The following is a 21,719-nucleotide window of genomic DNA, read 5'->3' on the forward strand; positions in this document are numbered from 1 at the left end:
AAACTTACATTTAAATCAAATCAATATGCTTATCTTGTTAAAGATTGCTGCTATATTGGCTCTTATAATTTTACCGCTGGTACCTCCCAAAAAGAAGACCGGCATCAGCAAAAACACAGAGGTGTCCGATCTTGTTGTTGATGAGGATGGGGATATCCGCACCAAAGACGACGATAAAAACCTGAGGCAAAATGCCGGCAGGAGATAAATACATACAGTTACCATGACATCAAAAGGCAGGTTACTAATTATTGATGATGAAGAGCGTTTGCGCAAACTGCTTTGCCGGATATTACAGCTCGAAGACTACGAAGTACTGGAAGCTGCTACCGCCAAAGAAGGCCTGCGTTACCTGGATAATGAGGTCATTGATGTGGTAATAAGCGATGTAAAACTGCCCGACCTGAACGGTATCGAGCTTACCAAAAAGATCAAAGAACAACATCCGGCTATCGAGGTGATCGTGCTGACGGCTTACGGCACCATCAACGATGGGGTAATGGCTATCAAGAACGGCGCTTTCGATTATATCACCAAAGGCGACGATAACGAGCTCATCATCCCGCTGGTGAGTAAGGCGATGGATAAGGCCGTGCTGCAGCGCCGTGTGCTCGATCTGGAAACCAAACTCAACAATAAGTTTGGTTTTGAGCGTATCATCGGCACATCGCCGTCTACCATAGCTGCCATCAAATTAGCCGAACGTGTTGCCGTAACAGATACCACCGTGTTACTGCTTGGCGAAACCGGTACCGGCAAAGAGGTTTTTGCCGAAGCGATACATCAGGCCAGCACGCGAAAGCTCAATCCCTTTGTAGCCGTTAACTGTAGTGCCTTTACCAAAGAACTTTTGGAGAGCGAACTCTTCGGTCATAAAGCCGGGGCATTTACCGGTGCAGCTAAAGATAAACGCGGCCTGTTTGAGGAAGCCAGCAGCGGTACCATTTTGCTGGATGAGATAGGCGAACTGGATCATGACCTGCAGGCTAAACTATTGCGGGTTTTAGAGTCGCAGCAGTTTATCAAAGTTGGCGATACCAAAACCACCAAAGTAAACGTGCGGGTGCTGGCGGCAACCAATCGTAATTTACAAGACGAAGTGGCTAAGGGCAATTTCCGCTCCGACCTGTTTTACCGCCTGTCGGTTTTCCAGATCACGCTGCCTGCTTTGCGCGAACGGAAGAAAGATATCGGCCCGCTGGCTAAAACCTTCATTCAATACTTCGCCGGTAAGGTAAACAAACGCGTTACGGGTTTTACACCCGGCTTTTTAAGTCAGCTTGAAAAGTACGACTGGCCGGGCAACGTTCGCGAACTAAAGAACATTATTGAGCGCGCTATTATCCTGTGCGACGGACAGGAACTGGATGCCAGTTTACTCCCTTATGAGTTTGAACACCATACCAAAGTATCAGTTACTGATTCGGCATTCGATCTGGCCTCTGTTGAAAAACTGCACATCCAGCGTATCCTCAAACATACCGAAGGCAATAAGGCCGAAGCAGCGCGGCTACTCAATATCGGTATAGCTACACTCTATAGAAAACTCAATGAATATAGATTAGATTGATAGCACGATCTATATCATTAAAAAAAAGCAAGTACCAAGTCCCGGAGGGACTACCTGTTTGTAGATAACACAAAGAGGCAATTTTGGCTCCGGAGGAGCTTCCTACTCAGTAACTACCCAAGCAAACCGATCTCTCTATTCAACCAGGCAAATCCCGGCCGGGCTGCAACATCAGCATCAAGGCACATCATCCTCAATTCACGCAGCCTTTCAAGCGAGGTGTGCTCATGGTCAATACACAGGCCGATCAAATCATCCAGCAAATAACCAAAGGCCCTTACTTCCAATCGCTCTAAAGCAAAAGCTGTAGCAGCATCTTCCACATCGTAAAAACAGGCTGCGCCAAAATCGCCAAACAAGGTATTACCTTCATCATCTATCAACGTATTATGCGCGTACAAGTCGCCGTGCATAATACCCTTGCTGTGCAGCTGTGCGGCTAACGATGCAATGGTACCGGCTATTTTGAGCACCTGGCTTACCGAAAGGGTAAGGTCGGTATTAAACACATCGCGGGTGCAGCTTTCAAAACTGGGCGTAATGCCGAGGTTAAAAAATCGGTGAGATATCAGTTCCATAACCAGCCCCTTTTTACTATCGGGATGGGCCGTGATCTGTCCTTTAAGTTGCACCAGTCCGGGGTGTGTATCCGCAATAATGTAGGCATTCATCTCGTCCTCGGGCAGGCCATCGCTGGTAACAGCACCTTTAAAAACCTTAACGGCCACATCTGCATTATCAATGGCGGCTTTGAAGATGATCCCTGACGCACCTTCACCCAATTGCCGGTCTATCTGCAACTCATCCCACCGTATAAACGGTATCGCTTGCGCGGATGGTTTGATGCTGAACGGGTTGCCCGAAAACGCCAGCCATGATAGCTTTGGCATGGCTAACAGCCATGCAGGTAACGCAGTAAGCCGGTTAGCCGCTATCCGCAGCAGCGCTAAATTACGGCAGTTACTTAGTTCTTGCGGCAACTCCGTCAATTGGTTCCCGGCAAGCATCAGCTTTTGCATGCGGTGGCAGTTGCCAATTGTTGCCGGTAGTTTAACTATCCGGTTATTGGTGAGTATCAACCACCGGATATTGGGGTTAAGCGCCTTTGCGGGGACGCTTTCGATAATGTTCGACTTAAAGCCCACCATATCCAGTTCGGGGCAATCGGCCAAAACCTCGGGCAAAGCCGTAAACTGGTTTTCTGAGCAGAACAATATCTTTAGCTTTTTCAACCTGCCAAAATCATCGGGCAGCGTACTGAGTTGGTTTCGCGACAGATCGAGTATTTCCAGTGTATCGGCCAGTTCAAATATCTCCGGGGGAAAATCGGTTAGTCCTTCAGAGAGTTTGAGTGAAACGGCTCCGTGGTATTCACCGTTGCGCAGTTGTTGTAAAGTTTGCATAGCGTATGGGCTAAAAATAATACTTTTTGCCAATAGCTGGCTGTTTAAAATTAAGTCCCCTCATCAATTCGCAAAAAAACTTTGTAATGAATGTCCGGCATTGGCGACTAAGCTCTGAAAACCCCATAACATCATGCAACCACTACAAACCGATATCGTACCTTACCAGGAAAAACACCGCAAACAGATCATTGCCGTTTGGGAAAGATCAGCACGGGCCACGCACCATTTTGTTGCTCCTGCCGACCTGGACCGTTACAAAACCCTGGTCGAAAAGATCGACTTTAGCTCTTTCCCCGTTTATTGCCTGGTTAATGCCAATACCGTTCTGGGGTTCATCGGTACCGAAGGTCCCCGGATCGAAACCTTGTTTTTAGACCCTGCTTACATCGGCTATGGGTTCGGTAGCAAGCTGATGAATTTCGCCCTCAATGAACTGAAAGCAAACAACGTAGATGTGAACGAGCAGAACACAAACGCAGTAAACTTTTATTCAAAGTTCGGTTTTGTAGCTTATGACCGTACCGAACTCGACACCCAGGGCGGCCCGTACCCGATATTGAAAATGAAGCTGAAAAGCAGTTAAAAACCCGAAGTTTTATTCTTTGCCATTTTCGCAATCAAAATCGCCAAAAGGTGGGTATTTATCGGTATTTTTTGATTAATTATCGGTGTTGAATTATCAAATTGGCAATGTGTTACACCGGTAAACTATGTCTCTCTGGCTTCAGTTTGCAACTGAAAGGTATTCCCATTCAATCACTCAATCATTGAACCAGCAGGGGGGAAATTGTAAGAAGTTTTTAAGGCGATCTGACTACTCACTACTCACTACTCACTACTCACTACTCACTACTCACTACTCACTACTCACTACTCACTCTCCTCCCACTCCACTTAAATATACGATTTTTTTACCGGATAACAGTACAAATGCCATTATAAATAATGTATTTTTATCATACCAATTAAACCTAAAAGCATGGATATAAAGCTCAAGCTGATTAACAGATCCAATAACAGCGATCCTTCGGTTGTTATCTTTCAAAAAAACACAGCCACTTATTCTGACGAACCGGCCATTGCCTGGAACGTGTTCAAAAATTTACCACAGGGCAGTAACCATCCCTTTGTCTTTCCAATGAGCATACAAGCAGCTGCGAGCGATAGCTGGGGCAATTACACGCCGCAGCTCAATGTCGGCATCGGGCAACTTTACCATGTAACACAATCCCAGTCTGGCACTACTTTGGGCCCGGCTGGTGCCGCTACTTCATCAAAAGAATTTCAGTTACTAAACGATCTGAAAAACGGCGCAATTAATGCCCATATTTATAAAAACGGCTACTTACTGGCTATCAAAACCAGTATGGCGCCAGGCCAAATTGCTGTTTTTAGCTTTAACCCAACTATATGGATCGGTGTCTCCTATCAGGTAGTACAAGGCCAGGTAATGGATTCGACTACCATATCCAATATCAATACCGAATTATCCTTATCAGGAATAGCCAGCGCAGATATCGTCATAACCGGCGGCGGGCCGGGCGTATCGTCACTGCCTTATACTTTTAGTTTGGAAAACGTGGTGATGCAATGAAGGGTGTAAGCAGCTTGTTTACCACAAGGCAGAGCCTTGCGGCAGCGGCAGATCCTAAGCAATTCCCGATTATTTTTTATCTTTAATTATCCAACAGCATATTAACCTAACCGCCAGATCAAATGAAACGTACTTACCTGTTACTCATCTTTTTCAGTATAACTGTTAGCCTAATGGCACAGTCTAAACCTGCTGTTAACGAGTTTGTTATACAGCAAAAAGCTAATGTGATAAAGGCGGCTAACGGCAGCTTTAAAAAGCCGGATAAATTTACCAACGTAAGCATCCTGTTCAATATCGGCGATCAAAGCATAGGTATGTATCCCGGCAACAAAAAAGAGCGAGGTTTCGGAATTATTAACGGCGGTTTTATTCATCTTAAAGAGTTAAAACCCCGCAAGGGTTTTGAGCGTGAATTGGCTGTAGACGATATTGACGAAAAGCCTCACGACCAGGTTACGCCGGTTCATATTACCATCAAACGCCAGCCCGGCAAGCTCAATTACCAAATTGTGGCCGAATTTCCGACCCATGTGGTATTTTATAACGCCATCACTTATGATGATTACCAAAGTACGGCATTTACGCATTAAGCATGCGGATAAAACTCGCTAATGTCGTTACCCATAATAAAAAAGGCCCCTATCCCGGGGCCTCTTCTATAAAAATTCAATTAAAAATTACAGCCGGGTTGCATTACCGCTTACAAGGTTAACCACATAAGCAGTTCCGTTAACAACCAGGTTGGCCTGGTTATTACCTGTAAAGGTAATAGTACCGCTAAAGTTAAACGAGCCATTGTTGCTGCTGCCGCTTAAAGTAAACGTAGCATTACCCGATGCAATGGTACCACCAGCCTTAGGTATCGAAAGGCTGCTCAAGGTAATATCAACATTGCTGCTGCCCTTGTTCATATTGCCTGTTTTTTGTGTAAAGCTGCCGGCACGTTTATACTCGCCGCTCAGGCTATAAGCGGTGGCGCTTTGTGCAAGTCCGTTAACGGTAAAGGTAGAGGTACCTGCATCGGTGCTGCTCAGGTTCGGCCCGTCAAATGAGCCTGTACTGGTTGCGCTGCTGCTCACACTACTGGGGGCGTTATTAACACAGTTAAGTGTATAGGTATAATTAAACGCATAGCTGTACGTAACAGATGACCCTTGCGGACTTTGGCGATTAAAACTGTAATTTTTGGTGCCGCCGCAACCCGGGTTGGCATTAAAGGTAAGCTGCGCGTTAACCGTAACATCAACCGAAGCGCTGGCCATACCTCCTGAACTTGATGACATGGAATTGGCCATTATAGTGGCCGCATCGTCGGTAGATATGGACGCATTAGCCGAGTTGTCATTTGATTTGGAACACGCTCCTACCAAAAATAGCAATGCTATGGCAGGTGCTTTGATAAATTTCATTGTTTTCATAAGTAAATAATTTAGTTACGATTAAATATTTACAAAAACCGTGCAAGTTTTACAAATCGGCGTGCCGTTGCCCGTTACTTTAATACATTCAATAGATCGGGGTTGCTATTTGGGTCCGATGTTCTATTCCACATTCTTTATCGAAAAATAAGCGAACCTCAGGTCCTCATCCCTGATGTAAGCCGGACTTTTCAGGCTGCGATATATGCCCCATTTTGGCCGGCAAAATGAAGTCCCTTTTCGCCACAGGTCTATATTAGCATTAGCATAGCTTAACAGTGTCTTACCATCGCTTATCCTTATTATCTCAATACTGTAAGTGCCCTGAGTATCATATTTTAGCTTTTCGGTAACTTTTACCCATTGGCCTTTAAAATCGGCCAGGTCAACACTTTTCAAAACACCCTGGCTGGTTTCTTTGGCCGATCCGGTGTGGATCACTTCCATTTTATCCGGTTTGCCATAACGCGGGGTCAGTGTAATAATAGGGGCGCCCGCATCGCCATCGCCTGCTTTTATCTGGTGGATATGTGTAAAGGTGGGCTGCGCCTTAAAGCTACTATCCAGCTTAAACTCCCATTCGTAAAGCACGGTTTTTCCCTGTTCTGCCTTTACTGTCTTTTCCGACGGGCCGTAGGTTTTGATCTCGTTACGCTGGCGGTCAAAGCTGTGGCATCTGTCGTTATCTAAAGCAGCATGTATATGAAACACAAATACATACTGTTTCAGCTGATCGTCAAATACCTCAGTGATGTGTTTAACAGGATGCGCACAATCTGGCACCTCGTAAGCTGTCCCACCCAGTACTTTACTGATCTGTTTATAAGCGTCCTCATCGCCGCCATTTGCTTTTAATACCACCTGCGCCTGCAAATTAAATGCAGTAAAGCAAAACAGCATAATAACGCATGTAGCTTTCATTAAAAACGTATTATTATTCATCGATTTTTATTTGCTATAAGTAAACTGTAATTTGCAGTGGCCCCGGTAACCAGCCGGGGCTTTTGAGTACTGCATTCTATACCCGTAACCAATCGGGTGTGAAGATCATTGTGATGTTATCAGGTTATCGGTCAGGTATGCTTATTTGGTTTGATAAAACAGCACCCTGTCAATAACCTGTATAGCACCATTGGTTGCCAAAATATTAGTGGTACGCACGGTAACATAACCCACCGAATTTGAAAAATCATTTAACCTGATAGGGAAGTTCTGGTCATCATTTACCCTGAGTAACATAATTGAGGTCGGGTTCAACACATCATACCCCTGCGGCTCTAAGGTGGTGGCGGTAACATTACTTGGCCCTAAATTATCAAACGAATAAGCGCCCTGCACAATTAAGTACAACAGGTAATTTTTTACCTGGTCCTTAGGATAATCGCTCCATTTTGTAGCAGGTTTGCCATTAACCAGGTACTTGCCAAAATAGCAATCTGCCGTTGGGGTTGGCACTTTGTTAACTACGGTTGTACGTAAAATGGCATCGTTATGTAACAAAATAAAAGTACGGTCGGGCCTTACATATTCGTTGGTATCAATACCCGAATACTCGATAGCCTGGCGCATCAGTTTAAAAATAGTATCCTTACCGGCATAGTTATAACTCCTGTTTTTAAGATATTGCCACGCCGTCATGTTAATATGCGGATCGAGTACATAATGAGTGTAATCTGCATTTTCCTGGTATTTTAATCCGGCCAGGTTACAGCCTGCAAAAGCAAACATAACTGCGGCTAACACAAGGCCAAAACTTATATTCTTCATCTTTTTCATGATCTCTTTTAAAATGATGTTTATTAATACGGTGGATTTTGGGTCAGTTTGGTATTGGCATTCAACACATTCTGATTAATTGGCCAGAATATTTTACGCGGGTCGCCAAACCCTGTTGGCGGGAAACCTTTAGCAATATCCCTCTGGTTGATCAGCGGTGTCATGGTACTGATGATGATACCGTTCCGTTGCAGATCGAACCAGCGTTTGGCTTCGCAAAACAACTCTATCTGGCGCTCTTTTAATATCCCGCTAAAGCCGTTATACAAAGTTGGTACACCGTAAAGCATCGCATCGGCTGTCGGGAAATCTGTGGCTTTATAAGCAGGAAGGCCGGCCCTTGTATGTACCATATTCAGGTAGATAAGGGCGTTAGCCACATCACCTGTACGGTTCAGTGCTTCGGCACGCATCAAATAAATATCCGACAGGCGGTATAACGGGAACAATAAGTTTGCCTGCGGCGAATTTGGATAGATCTGGTTACCGGTTTTATCCAGGCTAACTGCGTAGTATTTCAATATTTTATCATGATTGTTCACCTTATAATCAACAGACTGCGGCCCCCTGATATCGGCGGTGGTGGTGGTAAAATACGACCATAATGCAGGGTCCACAGCATAATCGCTGTTGGTATCACCGGCACCTATTTCGGTCGAGGTTTTATTGCCGCCGTCAACGGTAAAATCCCAGTTAAGGCTCCATATACACTCTTTAGAGTTAGTTGGCGAAATAAAAATATTTTTCCAGGTAGCGGTCGGCTCTAAAGTATATCTGTTCAGTTTGATCAGGTTATCGCACCACTTAATGGCATTGGTATAATCCTTATTATACATATATACGTCCATCAGCATGGCACAAATACCGCCAATGTTTACGTTCCATACCACGTTAGCCGTCGGGTCGGCCAGGCTATAAGCATTCAACAGATCGGGCAGTATTACGGTACTTACAATTTCGCCTGCTGCGGTAACGCCTTTATAAGGGTCGGTGCTCTGGTTCTCATAAGGTTCTGTCCACAATGGCACATCTCCCCAAAGCCTGATCAGCCAGAAATAGCAATACGCCCTGATACTGTAAGCCTGCGCCAACAGGTCTTTTGATTGTATCGGATCCATACCGGCAATGCTAGGTATGTATTTAATAGCAAAGTTTGCACGGCTTATTGTGGCATAGATCAGTGTCCAGTCGGCACCATTAGTATTCGGTGTTAACACGTTGATGCATAATGGCAAGGCATCATTATACGTGGGATGATAAGTTAAGTTATCGCTCCTGCCATCGCCCCAGTAAATGTATTGCGAGTTAAACATATCCTGCAAACCATCATACAAGCCCGCTATCCCCGCTTTAGCGTCATCTGGTGTTTGCCAAAATTTTTCGGCTGCTAATTGGCTCAATGGCGGCTGGTTAAGCAGTTTTTTACAGCCAAACGTCGAAACCAGTAATATCAAAAAAGTGATCTTAAATATTCTTTTCATAACAGTACTTCTTAAAAATTAACATTTATACCTAAACCTACTTCGCGCCTGCGCGGATAACGTCCGTTATCATTACCCGGTGTTAACGGCGAGTTCGAAGAAAACTCTGGGTCGTACCAGGTGTAGTTTGTCCAGGTCATTAAATTAGCGCCATACACATAAGCGCCTACATTCTTCATTTTAATGCGTGTGGCTATCTTGGTAGGCAGGTTATAGGTCAGCTTAGCATAACTTAGCCTGATAAATGATGTGTTTTCTAAAAACCGCGTTTGCGTACCCGGGAAGTTGGCCGTTGAATTTTTGCGCCCCATGTAAGGCACATCGGTAATGTCTCCCTGGTGTTGCCAGGCGTGATAAGTAGTGTAATTGTCGGCTACTATACCTGATGTGGCCAGGTTATCTAAGGTCTGTCGCGGACTGTCATAAGCGCTGCCGCCCCAAACGGTATTAAAGGTAAACGATAGCGTAAATTGTTTGTAAGTAACGGTGTTGATGATAGCGCCGTAGAATGACGGTTGTGCATTACCCAGATACTGGCGATCATTGGCATCGATCACGCTGTCTCTTTTGGCATTATCAAATATCATATCGCCGCCAAGCAATAAAGCACCGCCCGCATACATATGATGAACCGTACCGGTATAAACCTGTCCGTTTAAAGTATAGCTTCCGGCAGTTTTTCCATCGGCCGAAACATTAACCGGTGTTAGCCTGTTCCAATCGCCATCATAAGCATTTGATGCATCATATTGGTAAACGCCCAACCCTTTATACCCGTAAAAATCACCTATACGGCCACCCTCCTGTACAAGGTAAGTAGCACCGCCCGATGTTGCCAGGAACGGTTGATGATTGTAAAGACTTTTAACCGTATTGCGCTCAACAGATAACGTAGCATTTACATTCCATGTTAACTTTGAGGTAGCAACAGGTGTTGCATTTACCGAAAACTCGATACCGTTATTGCTCAGGTCGCCAACGTTAACATACTCGCCGGTAAACCCGGTCTCAACAGGCATATTGCGTTGGTAAAGCAGGTTTTTTGTTGTTTTTTGATAATAATCGGTAGTGAAGTTTAAACGGCCGTTAAAAAACTGCAGATCCAGGCCTATGTTTTTCTGAATATTGGTTTCCCACTGTAATTGCGAGTTACCAAACTGGTTACTCAGCACCACACCATTGATCGCATTATAAAATGACGAGCCAAAGGTATAGAGTAATAAACTTCCGTTAGGGGTAACACGGTCATTACCAACCTGGCCGTAACTTAACCTTAGTTTGGCATCAGCTAAAAAGCTTTTGGACCAGTTCATAAAACTTTCCTGCGAGAAACGCCATGCTGCCGAGCCTCCGTAAAAATCACCAAACTGGTTTGACGATCCAAACCTTGAAGAACCGTCTTTACGATAAACACCGCTAAATAAATACTTGTTTTTGTAGCTATATCCCGCACGGGTGTAAAACGATTCGCGACTGGTTGCCCCGGCATCGGTCCCGGTGTTGGTCAGGTCAATGGTTCCATCAACATTCGAAGTGTAAATAGATTCGTTTGCGTAGTTAGACCCTGCTATTTTAAAACTGTTGTTATGTGTTTTTTCGGCACTCACACCTACCACAAAGGTCAGATTGCCAAATTGCCCTACTTTTTGGGTTAAGTTTACAAAGCCCTGGTACGCCCAGTTGGTATTTATGGCAAAGCTTTCTTTACCTCCGTTAACCGTTGGAGTGGCACTGCTTAATAATTTAGGGTCGAAAAATGTATTATGTGGTACACTTAACCCAAAATCGAAGTTATTGGTAAAACGCAGGTTTTTAGCAATAGTATATTCTATCTGGTTAAATATATCACCATTATAGGTGTGGGTTACGTTAACCTCAAGCAAGGCTACTGTTAACGGATTTCGCCGCCCGCTGATATAACCGGTCAAACTACCATCGGGGTAATACAAAGCAAGGTTCGACGGTCGCTGAAAGGCCTGGTTTATCGTATTACCTTCGTTGATGTTGTTATTGGTGTTATAACCAAAGTTAAGCCTGTTGGTATATTTAAATTTAGGTGCTACCTGGTAATCCAGGTTAAAACGGGCCTGTAATGTTTTCGAGTAACTATTCACTATCAAACCCTGGTCGTTAATATACCTTAAGCTCGAGTAGTAAGTCAGGTTTTTTTCGCCGCCGCTTACACTAAAGTCCATAATGTCACGGTTGGCGGTTTGCGTGATCACATCCTGGTTGTCATTATCCGAATTAAAAACAACGTTTAACGAGTCGTTGGTGGTTGCTGCTGTGCTTGCTCCTTTACCATTGTATAACGTACGTTCGATGCGCAGATCTTTCGAGTTTGGCTGTTCAAGCTTGTGGGCCATCACACCAAATATGTGTGAGTATTGTGTCGCGATAAGCGGCTTACCTGCAATACCGCGTTTAGTGGTGATCAATATTACACCATTCGCCGCCTGTGAACCGTAAATTGCCGCCGATGCAGCATCTTTCATCACTTCTATCGATTGGATATCGTTAGGATTAACATTATCGCCCGATTGGCTTAAAATACCGTCAATTACATATAACGGTGAGTTACCTGCGCTCGAAAATGTTGAGCCGCCGCGGATCTGGACAGAACCGGTTGCTCCCGGTTCGCCCGAATCGTTAACTACCAGCACACCCGACGCCTGCGACTGCAATGCATCGATCAGGTTTATAGGGTGGCGCTCTTCTATCTGCTTGGCGCTGATGGTGGATACCGCACCGGTAATGTCGCTCTTTTTAACAGTTTCGCCATACCCGGTTACCACAACTTCGTTCAGGTTGTTCGAACTTTCGCTCAGCTTAACATTCAGACTTTTATTGTTGCCTACAGCTTGCTCATACGCTACATAACCGATATAGCTAAACACCAAAACAGCCTGGTCATTAGGCACCGAAATGGAATATTTTCCATTCACATCGGTAACTGTTCCCTGGTTGCTTCCTTTAACCCGTACGCTTACGCCTATCAGCGTTTCACCTTTAGCATCGGTAACCACACCTGTTATAACTATAGGCGGGGCAATAGCCGGAGCAGTTTTGTTGGATACTGCGGCTTGCTTTTGCGCCGCCTTCTTTAAAACTATCAGATCGTTAACAAGCTGATACCCGATCGCTTTGTTTTTAAACAGATCATTTAAAATCAAATTGAGCTTCTTCTCTTTTACGGTAAGTGTTACAGGCGCTTGTGTTGTGATAAAATCCTCACTATACACAAATTTGGTACCCGCTTTTTGCTCGAGCATTGATAAGGCGTCCTGGAGGCTCACGTCTTTTACGGAGATGCTAATAACCTTATCGAGGGCGGCCTGCGCCTTCGATTCTTTTGCAAATGTGATACCTGTTATGGTGAGTAACAGGACTATCTGGCTAAGTGTTATTTTCATTATTTTATAGATATCTATTGGATATGGTATAATTTTTTTCATACTTTTAATAGTTTCTTTAGTGAAAAATTGAGACAAAATGACCCGTACCCCGCTTGTAAAAGCAGGTTGTACTGGGTTGATAAACCAGGGGTGGTAACGACACTCCTGGTTTAACTCATGAAAACAATGGTTAGGTTTTTATTTCTTCATATGCACATCATTTAAGTTGGTTTAATTTGGTTGTATCCTTTTCAATTCTATTTGGTTATTGTTAATGATATAGGCCACATTCATCGATAGGTGCATCACCTCCAGGATATCAGCAAGGTTTTGATTGTTAAAATCTGCTTTAATGTGGTACTTCTCAATGCCCGCATCGGCGGCTGTAATATGTACGTCAAACTTACTGTTCAGCACTTCGATCACTTTTTTTACAGGTTCATTATTAAATGAAACGTCCGTGCGTTTCCAGCATAAAATGATCGATCTGTCTGTGATCTCAGCCTTTTGAAGGGTTTTTGCCGTTTTTAAATAAGTGGCTTGCTGATATGGCAAAAGCATTACCTGGTTTGTGTTATCATGTACCCCAAAAAGGTTTTTGACCGATTGGGTGTACGTTGGCGGTATAGTTACCGAAACTTTACCCGTTAACACCGCAACCTCGCTAAACGAACTTTTTGCGGATGCGTTTACTTTAAAGCTGGTACCCCAAACGCGGGTTACCACCGATCCGCTATAAATGGTAAATGGCCTTGCCGGATTTTTAGTTACTTCAAAAAACGCCTCGCCTATCATGGATACGTCCCTTTTATCCTGGTCAAACTTTTTAGGGTATTCCATAACCGATCGCGGGCTTAGCCATACCGTACTGCCATCCGGAAGGGTTTGTTTAATGTACGACTGGCTGGTATTGCGCAACGTTACCCTGTTGGCCCATTGAGGACCTTGGTTTGTAAACGACTTATTTTGGATATAGATCAATGCGCCAAATGCAATAATAAATATGGCAGCAATTACCGATACCAGGTAAAAAATATTGCTTTTAGGAAACCTGATATACCCTACTTTCCCGTTACCATTTTCTGCTGCGTCCGTATCTATATCCGCTCTTATACGTTTGTGCAGTACCTTTTTCAATTGCTCCTTTTCGTTAACAGGCAAATGGCTCAGCAGGTCATCGTCGTCGTCAAACGCATCGTACCAGTCATAAACCTGCAACAACTCTTCGTCTGTACATTCTCCACGCAGATATTTTTCAAGCAATTCGGGCGCGATCTCTTTTTTCATGAGTATGGGCAATAAGAATAAAAAGGCTGTCTATTGGTTTATAAAAGTATAGTGTGCCGGGAAAGGGTTATCCCCTACTTGATTTAGAAAAAAATTAAAAAAAGGAAGTGGTGTCATTTACATCTTATAGTGTCTCATTTTTACATCTTTTGATGTCACACTATAAGTTATGAATATGAGGCGTGCCGTAAGATTTTTGACACACGAAGGGAAAGAATGCTGACAGGCGTTATATAGCGAAAAATCCGCAAATCAAACCACCGATCAAACCGAGCCCGAGTATTGGTGCATATTGTTTGGTCACCAGCGCGTCGGGCAAGCTTAAAACCACGCCTACCAAAGCGCCTTTTGCCCAGCCCGGTATTGGCAGCTCGATATTAAAGATAATAAACCCAATAGCGAACCTGCTGATAAAGGAAGCGGTTATTGCGTTGGTTTTGTTCTCAAACTTAATAAAGAACATCGGGATAATTGAAACGACCCCGAAGATCAGGCCGGCGATCACGCCTTTTGTTGGGTTTGTCATATCGTTATTTTTTTAGGTCATACGCGTCTTTAAGCCAGTCCAACAGTTCGCCGTCAATTTCATCCGGGCTTGTTAATTTAATAGTATGATGAAAGCGGTTTGCGGAGGCTTGTTCCACCTTGCTTACCCGCTTACTGGTCAGTTTGTGGTTCAGATGTACCTCTACGTTGATATAATCCTTCCTGGTGTAAACGCCTGCAAAACCAAAACGGTTACCCAAATGGATACTTGTTTTCTTTGGTTCAATTTTAATCGGCCCGAACTTTTGCAGTTCGCCGATCAGCCGTTCATAGATCGCGGTAACGACCGGCTCTTTATCTTCCAGGTGATTTAATTCGGTATATTCCATATAGTCAATGCAATATAATTATAATTATTCGGACACCTTTTTTAAGGCATGTTGGTATATTTTTTTGATGGCATTGTCTTCCTCTCTTTTCTCAATAGCTTTTATAGCTGAGATCAGCTCCTGGTTTAGGTCGGTCTTGCATAGCATGATCTTACTCAATGCACCTGCCGCACTCCACCGGACTATCGTACCCGAATGCTCAGTGTTGTCCAGCAGGTTTACGGTGGCCCCTTTGAGCAGCCCCGGAAATAGTTGGGCGGTATTGGCAATTACCTTGGCCGATTCCCACTTCAGCCTGGGTGCAGTGGATCTGAGGCTTTCTACAGCAAATTCAAATCCCTGCGCATCAATGATATCGGCTTGCAGCCTTGAAACATATTCCATTGATTCCATAAGGGTAGCTTTATTTATATCATTCGCGTTTTGTGCCTGCGCTATTAACTGCTGAATGGCAACGCCGCCATCCATGAGCAATTGACTGATCGCCGCAACTTTTCCTTTAGCCTTGATGGTTTTGTCGTTCAGTATTATATCAATATTGTTGTCCGTTGCCATAGATTAAAGATACAAAATCAAACTTCTTATGTGTAACGTTCAATGATGTAAATGTGAGACGTCATAAGATATTATTGACAAGTGGCTTGAGATGATCGTGCAGCACGGACTGGCTATTTGCCGGCCGAAATACAAATAAACAGGATGGTAATAAACTCCTTAAGATGGACTTTCAATATCTTCAGGGCTTTTGTCAAATGATTTTCGACAGTCTTTTCAGATATCCCCAACGATAATGCAATTTGCTTGTTTGATTTAAATTGCTTGCGGCTCAGTTCAAATACAGAGCGGCATTTATCGGGTAGCAGGCTGATGCCTTCCTCTAAATTCAATACCAGGTCGCGCAGTTCAACTTCCTGCGTGGTACTGTTGTCGTAACCTGTCGATACTGCCATTACCGATTCGGTATAGTTTTTATACAGGCATTCTTTTTGGTAATAAGCAATCACGATGTACCTGATGGATGATTTAAAATAAGCTGCAACACAGGTATTGATCACCGTTTTATCACGGTTTTTCCACAAACTCACAAAGTATTCCTGAACGATCTCTTCAGCTATCTCCCTCGATTTTACCCGCCTGTATGCTGCCGAAAATAAGGTTGACCAATAACGCGAATACAGTTCATCAAAAGCTTTGATATCATTGTTTTTCAACAATTTAAAAAGGGCTTCATCAGATAATTGTTCGGGTATGTTCATTTAATTATCAACCTTTATCAGGTGCACAACTGTCTGTACTTTTAAAGACTAATACGTTGGTTATTAATAAGTCATGATCCCGGTTTAACAATGGATCACATCATTTACAATTGGTATACTAAAATAGATTTAGTCGCCTCCACAAGGCTATACTTGTTTGGCTTTTTATTATGTTTTATTGGCGTCGATATAATTATATTATTGCACAAGGCACCTTTGCTGCCAAACCTTGATCAGGCTATTGCTGTGCTGATCAGGCTAAACCTACAGCGGCTTAGTCACGCAACTTTACAGCCTTTGTATCGGCCCCGCTGCTTAATACCAAATGCTTTTCAGCTTTGGCCAGATCGCCGCCATCAATTTTGATATTACTGCTTTCGGCACCCTCAACCTGCAACAGGTTAGTCACCGGCGTCAACACGCGCAAAGCGCTCACCAATACATCCTGGCTTTTAATAAACCGGATCAACGATTCTGCACCCCTTTGCCCTTGTGCACTCAGCCCGTTCACCGCCGCATCCTGCACGGTATCAAATATCAGCGCCGGGCGCATATCCGGGCTGGCCATTTCAAAGCGCATGTTATGCATGGTTAAGCCGCGTACATTACGTACGTACAGACCATAAGCCGGTGGCACGCCTATCTGGTAATATTCGCCCGCTACCTTTGGCACATCCCTAACCGCACCTTGTTCAGCGGTTCCACCTCCCGGATAGATAATATGCACATCGTTAAACGAGATATTATCCAAATAGCTCTGGTTCATGCCATTCAATACCAGGCACGAGAATACCTCGCCCGGGTTATAATTGCTTGGATGCTCCGAATCGCGCAAAGGCACAGGTTTTACTACCGTTGCATGGATGTTATTGAACGAAATATTTTTGATAATGCCCGGAGCTTTTGGCGCACCTACGTTAGCCGAATCGCGCTCGCCATTACCAATGGAGATCGGCCCGGTTACGTCTTTCATCACCAGGTTTGAAAACGAAATATTCTCGAACCTTGAACCGGGCGAACAACGCATTTTTATCGGGCAGCCATAAACTTCGTATAACAAGCAATTCGAAATGGTAATGTTTTCGGCCACACCACCGCCAAAACGAAATACCGACCAGCGTGTACTGAAAGAACAATTGGTTATGGTAATAAATTTACAGCTACCAAACATGGCGCAGGCATCATCCTGGCTCTCCACATCGCAATTGCTCACATGCACATATTCGCTGCCAATAAAATGGAAGCCATCGTTATTGTTAATCACCTTACCATGGATATGCAAACCCTCCATCTTCACATAACTGCACAAACACACCCTTACCGAATGGTAAGCGCTGTTCCATAAGGTCAAATCGCGCACGGTAAGGTTCTTGCATTTATAAAACAGCAAATGGTAAGGGCGGTGGTTACCCGTAATACCCGCCGGCGATGGCGCCCCCTTTACCGGGCTGCGAAATCTTGAGCCTTGTCCATCAATGGTACCATTACCCTCAATGGTGATATTATCGGCATTAGCCGCAAAAAACAAACCTACGTTGCCGTCGTTCATCGTCCAGCCAATATCAAGCGGTATGGCCTGTGCCGCGTAATATTGCTTACCGTCATCGGTACCCAGTAATTTGCCTTGCGCAGCCACATGTAGCGTTACATTACTTTTCAGCTCAACCGTGCCGGTAACAAATACACCGGCAGGTACCAGTACCGTACCACCCTGATCGGCTGTGCAGGCATCAACCGCTGCCTGTATGGCTTTGGTATCCAATGTTTTGCCATCACCCTTTGCACCATAATCGCGGATGTTGTAAACACGGGCTCCGCCCAGGTTATCACCTTTGGCGGTTTGATGTGCCGGTGCCGCACCGGCAGTATTGCCAAACAGATTAAACCCCATCGTAGCTGCCACAGCAGGAACAGAAACCCTGCCTATCCATTGGCGGCGCGAAAGTTCGTTTTTTGGGTGGTTACTATCAGTATTGCGCATATCTCGGTAAGTTATAGGTTTATAGCCGCCATCGCCCCATCGGCAACGGCATAAGTGCGTTTTTTATCGCCTTGTGTTACGGCGATCATTAGTTTGTCTTTTCCCTGGCGCGACACTTTCAGGTCGAACACTTTTCCAAACGAATGAATATTATTCAAACTCATTTCGTTCCAGTCTTTAGGCAGTCTTGGGGTACAGTTAAAACTGTTAAATCCTGTCGGCCGCATACCAAACAATCCCTCGATATAAATGCGGCAATACAAACCGCTCTCGGCCGAGAGGTGCCTTTGGTTCCCTTCGGGATAGGCCTCAACCGGGTAAGGCACGTGCTCGCCCAGTAACCTGCGGCGGGAATAATATTGTAAAAAGCTCACGGCCTTTTCGGTTTCGCCGGCTTGCAGTACTCCGCGTAAAGCGTATAAGGTCGAACGGTCCCAAAAGGTTTCCTTCCCGGCCTGTGTAGCTAAACCATCTGCCGTCCACAACCTTGGCGAAAACAAAGCGTTGATGGTGCCTTTACTCCGCTCAAAGATCCCCACAGTTAATGGCAGGCAAATCCAGGCACGCAAAACATCGTTGGTTTCGTAATACCGGTAGGTATCAAATCCTTCCACATTGGCGCCAAAGTATTTTTCCATAGCGGCTCTTAACTGGACTGCCTGTGCTGTATAAGCGTCTGTTTGCTCTTTAGGCTGATGCAGTTGCTTACCCAATAAGGCCGCAGAAATCAAGCCATCGTAATACAAACAATTGGTAGATAAATTAGCCTTACCCGAGGGGAAACGGCCCTCCAGTTCGTCACTTTTCGATTCCACAACACCCTCGGCGTTGATATGGCGGCGACTGTATTCCAAACACCAGGTAATTAGCGGCCACAATACTTTTGCCGAATCGGCATTTCCATAGGTTAACGCATATCTTGATGCTCCCGAGGCGATCATATCCTGGTCGCCCCTGTCGCCCGCGCCTTTCCAAACGGTATCGCCTTCAGCAACTATCGAACTTGGCAGGGCTTTATAGTCCGGGTTCATATACCGCGCAAACAAACGGTAACAGTTCATCGCCGAAAGGTTACCCACCCTGTCGCCCGAAAAGGCAAAAAACGGGCTCACATACTCCGCCTGGTCATTCGCCCAGATAGCCGCATAATAAGTTACGCCACCCGGACTGTGCATATAACCGCCCTTAGTTTTATAGATACTTTCTGTAGCGCGTATCTTAGCAAAAGCAAATTCGGTATTCAATATGCTGTCGGGCGTCTTCAGTTGTAATGGTGCTAAAATTTCGGCCACACGGTTTGCCCTTGCTTTTTCTTCGGCGTTAACATCAATAGCCATGGCCGCCGCCGGATGATCAGTAGCGAGGTAACATACAGCAAACATTGCCGATTGCCCCGGCTGCAATACACGTCTGCCCTGATTTACCGATCGCATGATAACCGTATGCGGGCCGCCTTTACTGCGCAGGGTATCGGTAGTTACTTCCCGCTTAAGATACTCCATTGATATGGTTACCGGCTTATCGCTGATGTTGGTAAACTCAAACTTTTCTATCGCCATGGGTTTGTCAACCGACGGAAAAAAACTACGCTCAATTTTCACCTGCGCAGGATTTCCGGCTTGTGCCGATACGCGCATAATACCTTTGTGATTAATACTTTGTGCTTTAAAGCCCATATCGCCCGAACGGCCGCTTTTTGCCAGGTCCGTCCGCATTAAGCGGTTATTGATATAAAACCGGGGCAGCTCGTTATCACGAAAAGTGTACGAAATATGGCTGCGGGTATTATCGGGCAACACACGAAAAGTTGGAAATACCACCGTGCGGTTAATATTGAGCACGCCCGCTGTATCAACACCATACTCCACCCACAGCGATACCTTTTCGCCCGACATTTCGATATGATCGGTATGAGGGAGCCTGTCTTTAATGTTCCAGGTTATGCTGCCATCAGGCTGAATGGCCCAGCGGTCGTTCTGTTTGGGCAGTATAATATTTTGCGCATTTACCGGCAATTGCATCAGGAGCAACCCGGCAAAAAACATCAGGATCTTATTCGTTCTCATCATTAATTAGCAGCCGCAACAGTTACAGGTTTTTGGTAATCTATTTGAATTTTGATGCCGGAAGTTTTATTATTCTGAAGATTAACAACCGGTTTATCATCTGCCTCCACACGTACAAAACTTTCGGCAGAGCCTTTAACATCCATATTGATGATCTTTGTACCGCTTACCTTTTCCAGCCTGATCACCGCTTGCGCACCCGTAGTTTCGGGAATTGACCAGCCATTTAATTCAACACGTTTTCCGTCTTCACAAATAAATGCCGGGCGAACATCATTACTCCCTAACAAAAATTTAATATTATTGAGCTTTAAGCCATCCACATGCCTGGCCCAAATGCCGTAAGCCGGTACCAGCGGACCAAAGGTTTTTACTTCGGGGTATTTATCAATGGCCTCCGGGACAACCTGCCTCGAATTGGCAACGGTACCGCCGCCAGCCAGTTGTATCTCGATGTTTTCAAGCGTCAGGTCTTTAATATCATGCCCCGGCACACCGGTGATCAATATACCCGAAGGCGGCATCAGCTGCGCGTTATCTGCCGCTTTGGCTTTTACATTCCTGATCACTACATTTTCCAAGGTCCCGGTTTGCTGCTGGGTATCCTGCCCTTTTCTGAATACGCTTAAGCGCGATCCCAGACGGATCAGTATCGGGGTTTTAACCTCCACCATTGTAATGTCCGATATTTCTACATTCCGCAAATTTGCACCGTCAACAGTCAACAGTTTAATGCCGCCGTTGGTGGTGTTATAGATATAACAGTTGGATATTTTAATATTCTCAAACGCCGCCATCGATTCTGTTCCCATCTTGATAGCGCCCTGGTTACTCTTCAATCGTAAACCGCTTGCCACAATATTGCTGCAAGGCATTTTGCTCGATGTGGTTTTAAAGCAAAGTGCGTCATCGCCGCTTTCTACATCACAGTTTTTGATCGTCACATCCTGGCAACCGTCTATATCTATACCATCGTTATGGGCTACGCCCACACTCAAAATCTTTACGTTCTCAATATCCAGGTGCCTGCACTGAAAATAGTGCGATGTCCATGCCGCCGAGTAATGCAGCGTTACGCCTTTGATATTCACGCCATCGCACCGTACTATTTGCAACAGGAACGGCCTCCGGCCCCACCGTTTCCCTTCCGGGCGATCGTCGGTTAGTATCTGTTTTGCTTTGAGTTGTGCGCCTTGTCCATCAATCATCCCTTCGCCTTCAATGCCCACGTTTTTTGCATCTACAGCCGCAAGCAGCGCCCAGCCCACATCAACACCCAATCCTTCGGTAAACGGGTCGGGGTTTTGGTAATCGTTAACATCGGTACTGCCTAACAAAACGGCACCTTTTTGCAGCTGCAGGGTTACATTATTTTTCAGGGCTATAGTGCCCGATAAAAACCTCCCTTCGGGGAAGATCACTTTACCACCACCCTTTTTGCTGCACTCATCCACCGCCTTTTGTATCGCGATGGTATTCAGGGTCGTGCCATCACCAACCGCACCGTATTGGGTAATATCAACATCTGCAGCAAAACCATTTATGGTAAATAATAACCCTAAAAGGCAAATGCTATAGTATTTCAAATGGCGATTTAAAAGTGTGTTCATC

The 21,719-nt window shown here is 44.9% G+C and carries 19 protein-coding genes; 5 read left to right on the forward strand and 14 right to left on the reverse strand.

The genetic code is table 11. The features are described from left to right. Positions 1-25: 25 nt before the first annotated feature. Both ACFGVR_RS03990 and ACFGVR_RS03995 read left to right on the forward strand, forming a co-directional pair. On the forward strand, positions 26-208 hold the full coding sequence (locus tag ACFGVR_RS03990; RefSeq protein WP_448701303.1) for a hypothetical protein: 183 nt from the start codon (positions 26-28) through the stop codon (positions 206-208). Positions 209-223: 15 nt separating this feature from the next. Then, complete coding sequence (locus tag ACFGVR_RS03995; RefSeq protein ID WP_448701304.1) at positions 224-1,570, forward strand: sigma-54-dependent transcriptional regulator; 1,347 nt, start codon at positions 224-226, stop codon at positions 1,568-1,570. Between the two features lie 113 nt (positions 1,571-1,683). Here the strand turns inward: ACFGVR_RS03995 and ACFGVR_RS04000 are convergent, their stop codons facing one another. Continuing rightward, positions 1,684-2,973, reverse strand: coding sequence for a protein kinase (locus ACFGVR_RS04000; RefSeq protein WP_448701306.1), 1,290 nt, complete (start codon positions 2,971-2,973; stop codon positions 1,684-1,686). Between the two features lie 133 nt (positions 2,974-3,106). On the opposite strand from ACFGVR_RS04000, the gene ACFGVR_RS04005 reads away from it, so the two are divergent. The 3 genes from ACFGVR_RS04005 to ACFGVR_RS04015 all read left to right on the forward strand — a co-directional run bounded on the left by ACFGVR_RS04005 (position 3,107) and on the right by ACFGVR_RS04015 (position 5,163). Beyond that, positions 3,107-3,559, forward strand: a complete 453-nt coding sequence (locus ACFGVR_RS04005) for a GNAT family N-acetyltransferase (RefSeq protein WP_448701308.1) — start codon at positions 3,107-3,109, stop codon at positions 3,557-3,559. Between the two features lie 396 nt (positions 3,560-3,955). Next, positions 3,956-4,570, forward strand: coding sequence for a hypothetical protein (locus ACFGVR_RS04010; protein ID WP_448701309.1), 615 nt, complete (start codon positions 3,956-3,958; stop codon positions 4,568-4,570). Positions 4,571-4,692: 122 nt separating this feature from the next. Continuing rightward, positions 4,693-5,163 (forward strand): hypothetical protein, encoded by a 471-nt coding sequence (locus ACFGVR_RS04015; protein WP_448701310.1) that lies wholly within the window; start codon positions 4,693-4,695, stop codon positions 5,161-5,163. A gap of 87 nt (positions 5,164-5,250) precedes the next feature. Here ACFGVR_RS04015 and ACFGVR_RS04020 read toward each other — a convergent pair whose 3' ends face one another. The 13 genes from ACFGVR_RS04020 to ACFGVR_RS04080 all read right to left on the reverse strand — a co-directional run bounded on the left by ACFGVR_RS04020 (position 5,251) and on the right by ACFGVR_RS04080 (position 21,718). Continuing rightward, positions 5,251-5,982, reverse strand: a complete 732-nt coding sequence (locus ACFGVR_RS04020; protein ID WP_448701311.1) for a hypothetical protein — start codon at positions 5,980-5,982, stop codon at positions 5,251-5,253. Between the two features lie 132 nt (positions 5,983-6,114). Then, a complete protein-coding gene (locus ACFGVR_RS04025; RefSeq protein ID WP_448701312.1) occupies positions 6,115-6,912 on the reverse strand; it encodes a heparin lyase I family protein in 798 nt (265 codons plus the stop codon). A 162-nt stretch (positions 6,913-7,074) separates the two neighbouring features. Then, positions 7,075-7,767 (reverse strand): fasciclin domain-containing protein, encoded by a 693-nt coding sequence (locus ACFGVR_RS04030; RefSeq protein WP_448701314.1) that lies wholly within the window; start codon positions 7,765-7,767, stop codon positions 7,075-7,077. A 23-nt stretch (positions 7,768-7,790) separates the two neighbouring features. Further along, positions 7,791-9,248 (reverse strand): RagB/SusD family nutrient uptake outer membrane protein, encoded by a 1,458-nt coding sequence (locus ACFGVR_RS04035; RefSeq protein ID WP_448701315.1) that lies wholly within the window; start codon positions 9,246-9,248, stop codon positions 7,791-7,793. A gap of 11 nt (positions 9,249-9,259) precedes the next feature. Continuing rightward, positions 9,260-12,703 (reverse strand): SusC/RagA family TonB-linked outer membrane protein, encoded by a 3,444-nt coding sequence (locus ACFGVR_RS04040; protein WP_448701317.1) that lies wholly within the window; start codon positions 12,701-12,703, stop codon positions 9,260-9,262. A gap of 171 nt (positions 12,704-12,874) precedes the next feature. Next, positions 12,875-13,930, reverse strand: coding sequence for a FecR family protein (locus tag ACFGVR_RS04045; RefSeq protein WP_448701319.1), 1,056 nt, complete (start codon positions 13,928-13,930; stop codon positions 12,875-12,877). A 229-nt stretch (positions 13,931-14,159) separates the two neighbouring features. Further along, positions 14,160-14,456, reverse strand: coding sequence for a hypothetical protein (locus tag ACFGVR_RS04050; protein ID WP_448701321.1), 297 nt, complete (start codon positions 14,454-14,456; stop codon positions 14,160-14,162). A gap of 4 nt (positions 14,457-14,460) precedes the next feature. Continuing rightward, positions 14,461-14,805, reverse strand: a complete 345-nt coding sequence (locus tag ACFGVR_RS04055; RefSeq protein ID WP_448701323.1) for a DUF5655 domain-containing protein — start codon at positions 14,803-14,805, stop codon at positions 14,461-14,463. Positions 14,806-14,829: 24 nt separating this feature from the next. Beyond that, positions 14,830-15,360: a hypothetical protein gene (locus ACFGVR_RS04060; protein WP_448701325.1), complete on the reverse strand. Its 531-nt coding sequence runs from the start codon at positions 15,358-15,360 to the stop codon at positions 14,830-14,832. 113 nt (positions 15,361-15,473) lie between these two features. Further along, positions 15,474-16,061, reverse strand: a complete 588-nt coding sequence (locus ACFGVR_RS04065; protein WP_448701326.1) for an RNA polymerase sigma factor — start codon at positions 16,059-16,061, stop codon at positions 15,474-15,476. Between the two features lie 274 nt (positions 16,062-16,335). Next, positions 16,336-18,042 (reverse strand): glycoside hydrolase family 28 protein, encoded by a 1,707-nt coding sequence (locus tag ACFGVR_RS04070; protein WP_448701327.1) that lies wholly within the window; start codon positions 18,040-18,042, stop codon positions 16,336-16,338. Between the two features lie 11 nt (positions 18,043-18,053). After that, positions 18,054-20,111 (reverse strand): hypothetical protein, encoded by a 2,058-nt coding sequence (locus ACFGVR_RS04075; protein ID WP_448701328.1) that lies wholly within the window; start codon positions 20,109-20,111, stop codon positions 18,054-18,056. Next, positions 20,111-21,718: a glycoside hydrolase family 28 protein gene (locus tag ACFGVR_RS04080; RefSeq protein ID WP_448701330.1), complete on the reverse strand. Its 1,608-nt coding sequence runs from the start codon at positions 21,716-21,718 to the stop codon at positions 20,111-20,113. The genes ACFGVR_RS04075 and ACFGVR_RS04080 overlap by 1 nt, the downstream gene beginning before the upstream one ends. Position 21,719: the final 1 nt, after the last annotated feature.

The sequence above is a fragment of the Mucilaginibacter aureus genome (assembly GCF_053514885.1).

Coding starts and splice junctions, on each gene's coding strand:
- ACFGVR_RS03990 (WP_448701303.1), top strand. CDS start 26: ATGCTTATCTTGTTAAAGATTGCTGCTATATTGGCTCTTATAATTTTA.
- ACFGVR_RS03995 (WP_448701304.1), top strand. CDS start 224: ATGACATCAAAAGGCAGGTTACTAATTATTGATGATGAAGAGCGTTTG.
- ACFGVR_RS04000 (WP_448701306.1), bottom strand. CDS start 2,973: ATGCAAACTTTACAACAACTGCGCAACGGTGAATACCACGGAGCCGTT.
- ACFGVR_RS04005 (WP_448701308.1), top strand. CDS start 3,107: ATGCAACCACTACAAACCGATATCGTACCTTACCAGGAAAAACACCGC.
- ACFGVR_RS04010 (WP_448701309.1), top strand. CDS start 3,956: ATGGATATAAAGCTCAAGCTGATTAACAGATCCAATAACAGCGATCCT.
- ACFGVR_RS04015 (WP_448701310.1), top strand. CDS start 4,693: ATGAAACGTACTTACCTGTTACTCATCTTTTTCAGTATAACTGTTAGC.
- ACFGVR_RS04020 (WP_448701311.1), bottom strand. CDS start 5,982: ATGAAATTTATCAAAGCACCTGCCATAGCATTGCTATTTTTGGTAGGA.
- ACFGVR_RS04025 (WP_448701312.1), bottom strand. CDS start 6,912: ATGAAAGCTACATGCGTTATTATGCTGTTTTGCTTTACTGCATTTAAT.
- ACFGVR_RS04030 (WP_448701314.1), bottom strand. CDS start 7,767: ATGAAAAAGATGAAGAATATAAGTTTTGGCCTTGTGTTAGCCGCAGTT.
- ACFGVR_RS04035 (WP_448701315.1), bottom strand. CDS start 9,248: ATGAAAAGAATATTTAAGATCACTTTTTTGATATTACTGGTTTCGACG.
- ACFGVR_RS04040 (WP_448701317.1), bottom strand. CDS start 12,703: ATGAAAAAAATTATACCATATCCAATAGATATCTATAAAATAATGAAA.
- ACFGVR_RS04045 (WP_448701319.1), bottom strand. CDS start 13,930: ATGAAAAAAGAGATCGCGCCCGAATTGCTTGAAAAATATCTGCGTGGA.
- ACFGVR_RS04050 (WP_448701321.1), bottom strand. CDS start 14,456: ATGACAAACCCAACAAAAGGCGTGATCGCCGGCCTGATCTTCGGGGTC.
- ACFGVR_RS04055 (WP_448701323.1), bottom strand. CDS start 14,805: ATGGAATATACCGAATTAAATCACCTGGAAGATAAAGAGCCGGTCGTT.
- ACFGVR_RS04060 (WP_448701325.1), bottom strand. CDS start 15,360: ATGGCAACGGACAACAATATTGATATAATACTGAACGACAAAACCATC.
- ACFGVR_RS04065 (WP_448701326.1), bottom strand. CDS start 16,061: ATGAACATACCCGAACAATTATCTGATGAAGCCCTTTTTAAATTGTTG.
- ACFGVR_RS04070 (WP_448701327.1), bottom strand. CDS start 18,042: ATGCGCAATACTGATAGTAACCACCCAAAAAACGAACTTTCGCGCCGC.
- ACFGVR_RS04075 (WP_448701328.1), bottom strand. CDS start 20,111: ATGATGAGAACGAATAAGATCCTGATGTTTTTTGCCGGGTTGCTCCTG.
- ACFGVR_RS04080 (WP_448701330.1), bottom strand. CDS start 21,718: ATGAACACACTTTTAAATCGCCATTTGAAATACTATAGCATTTGCCTT.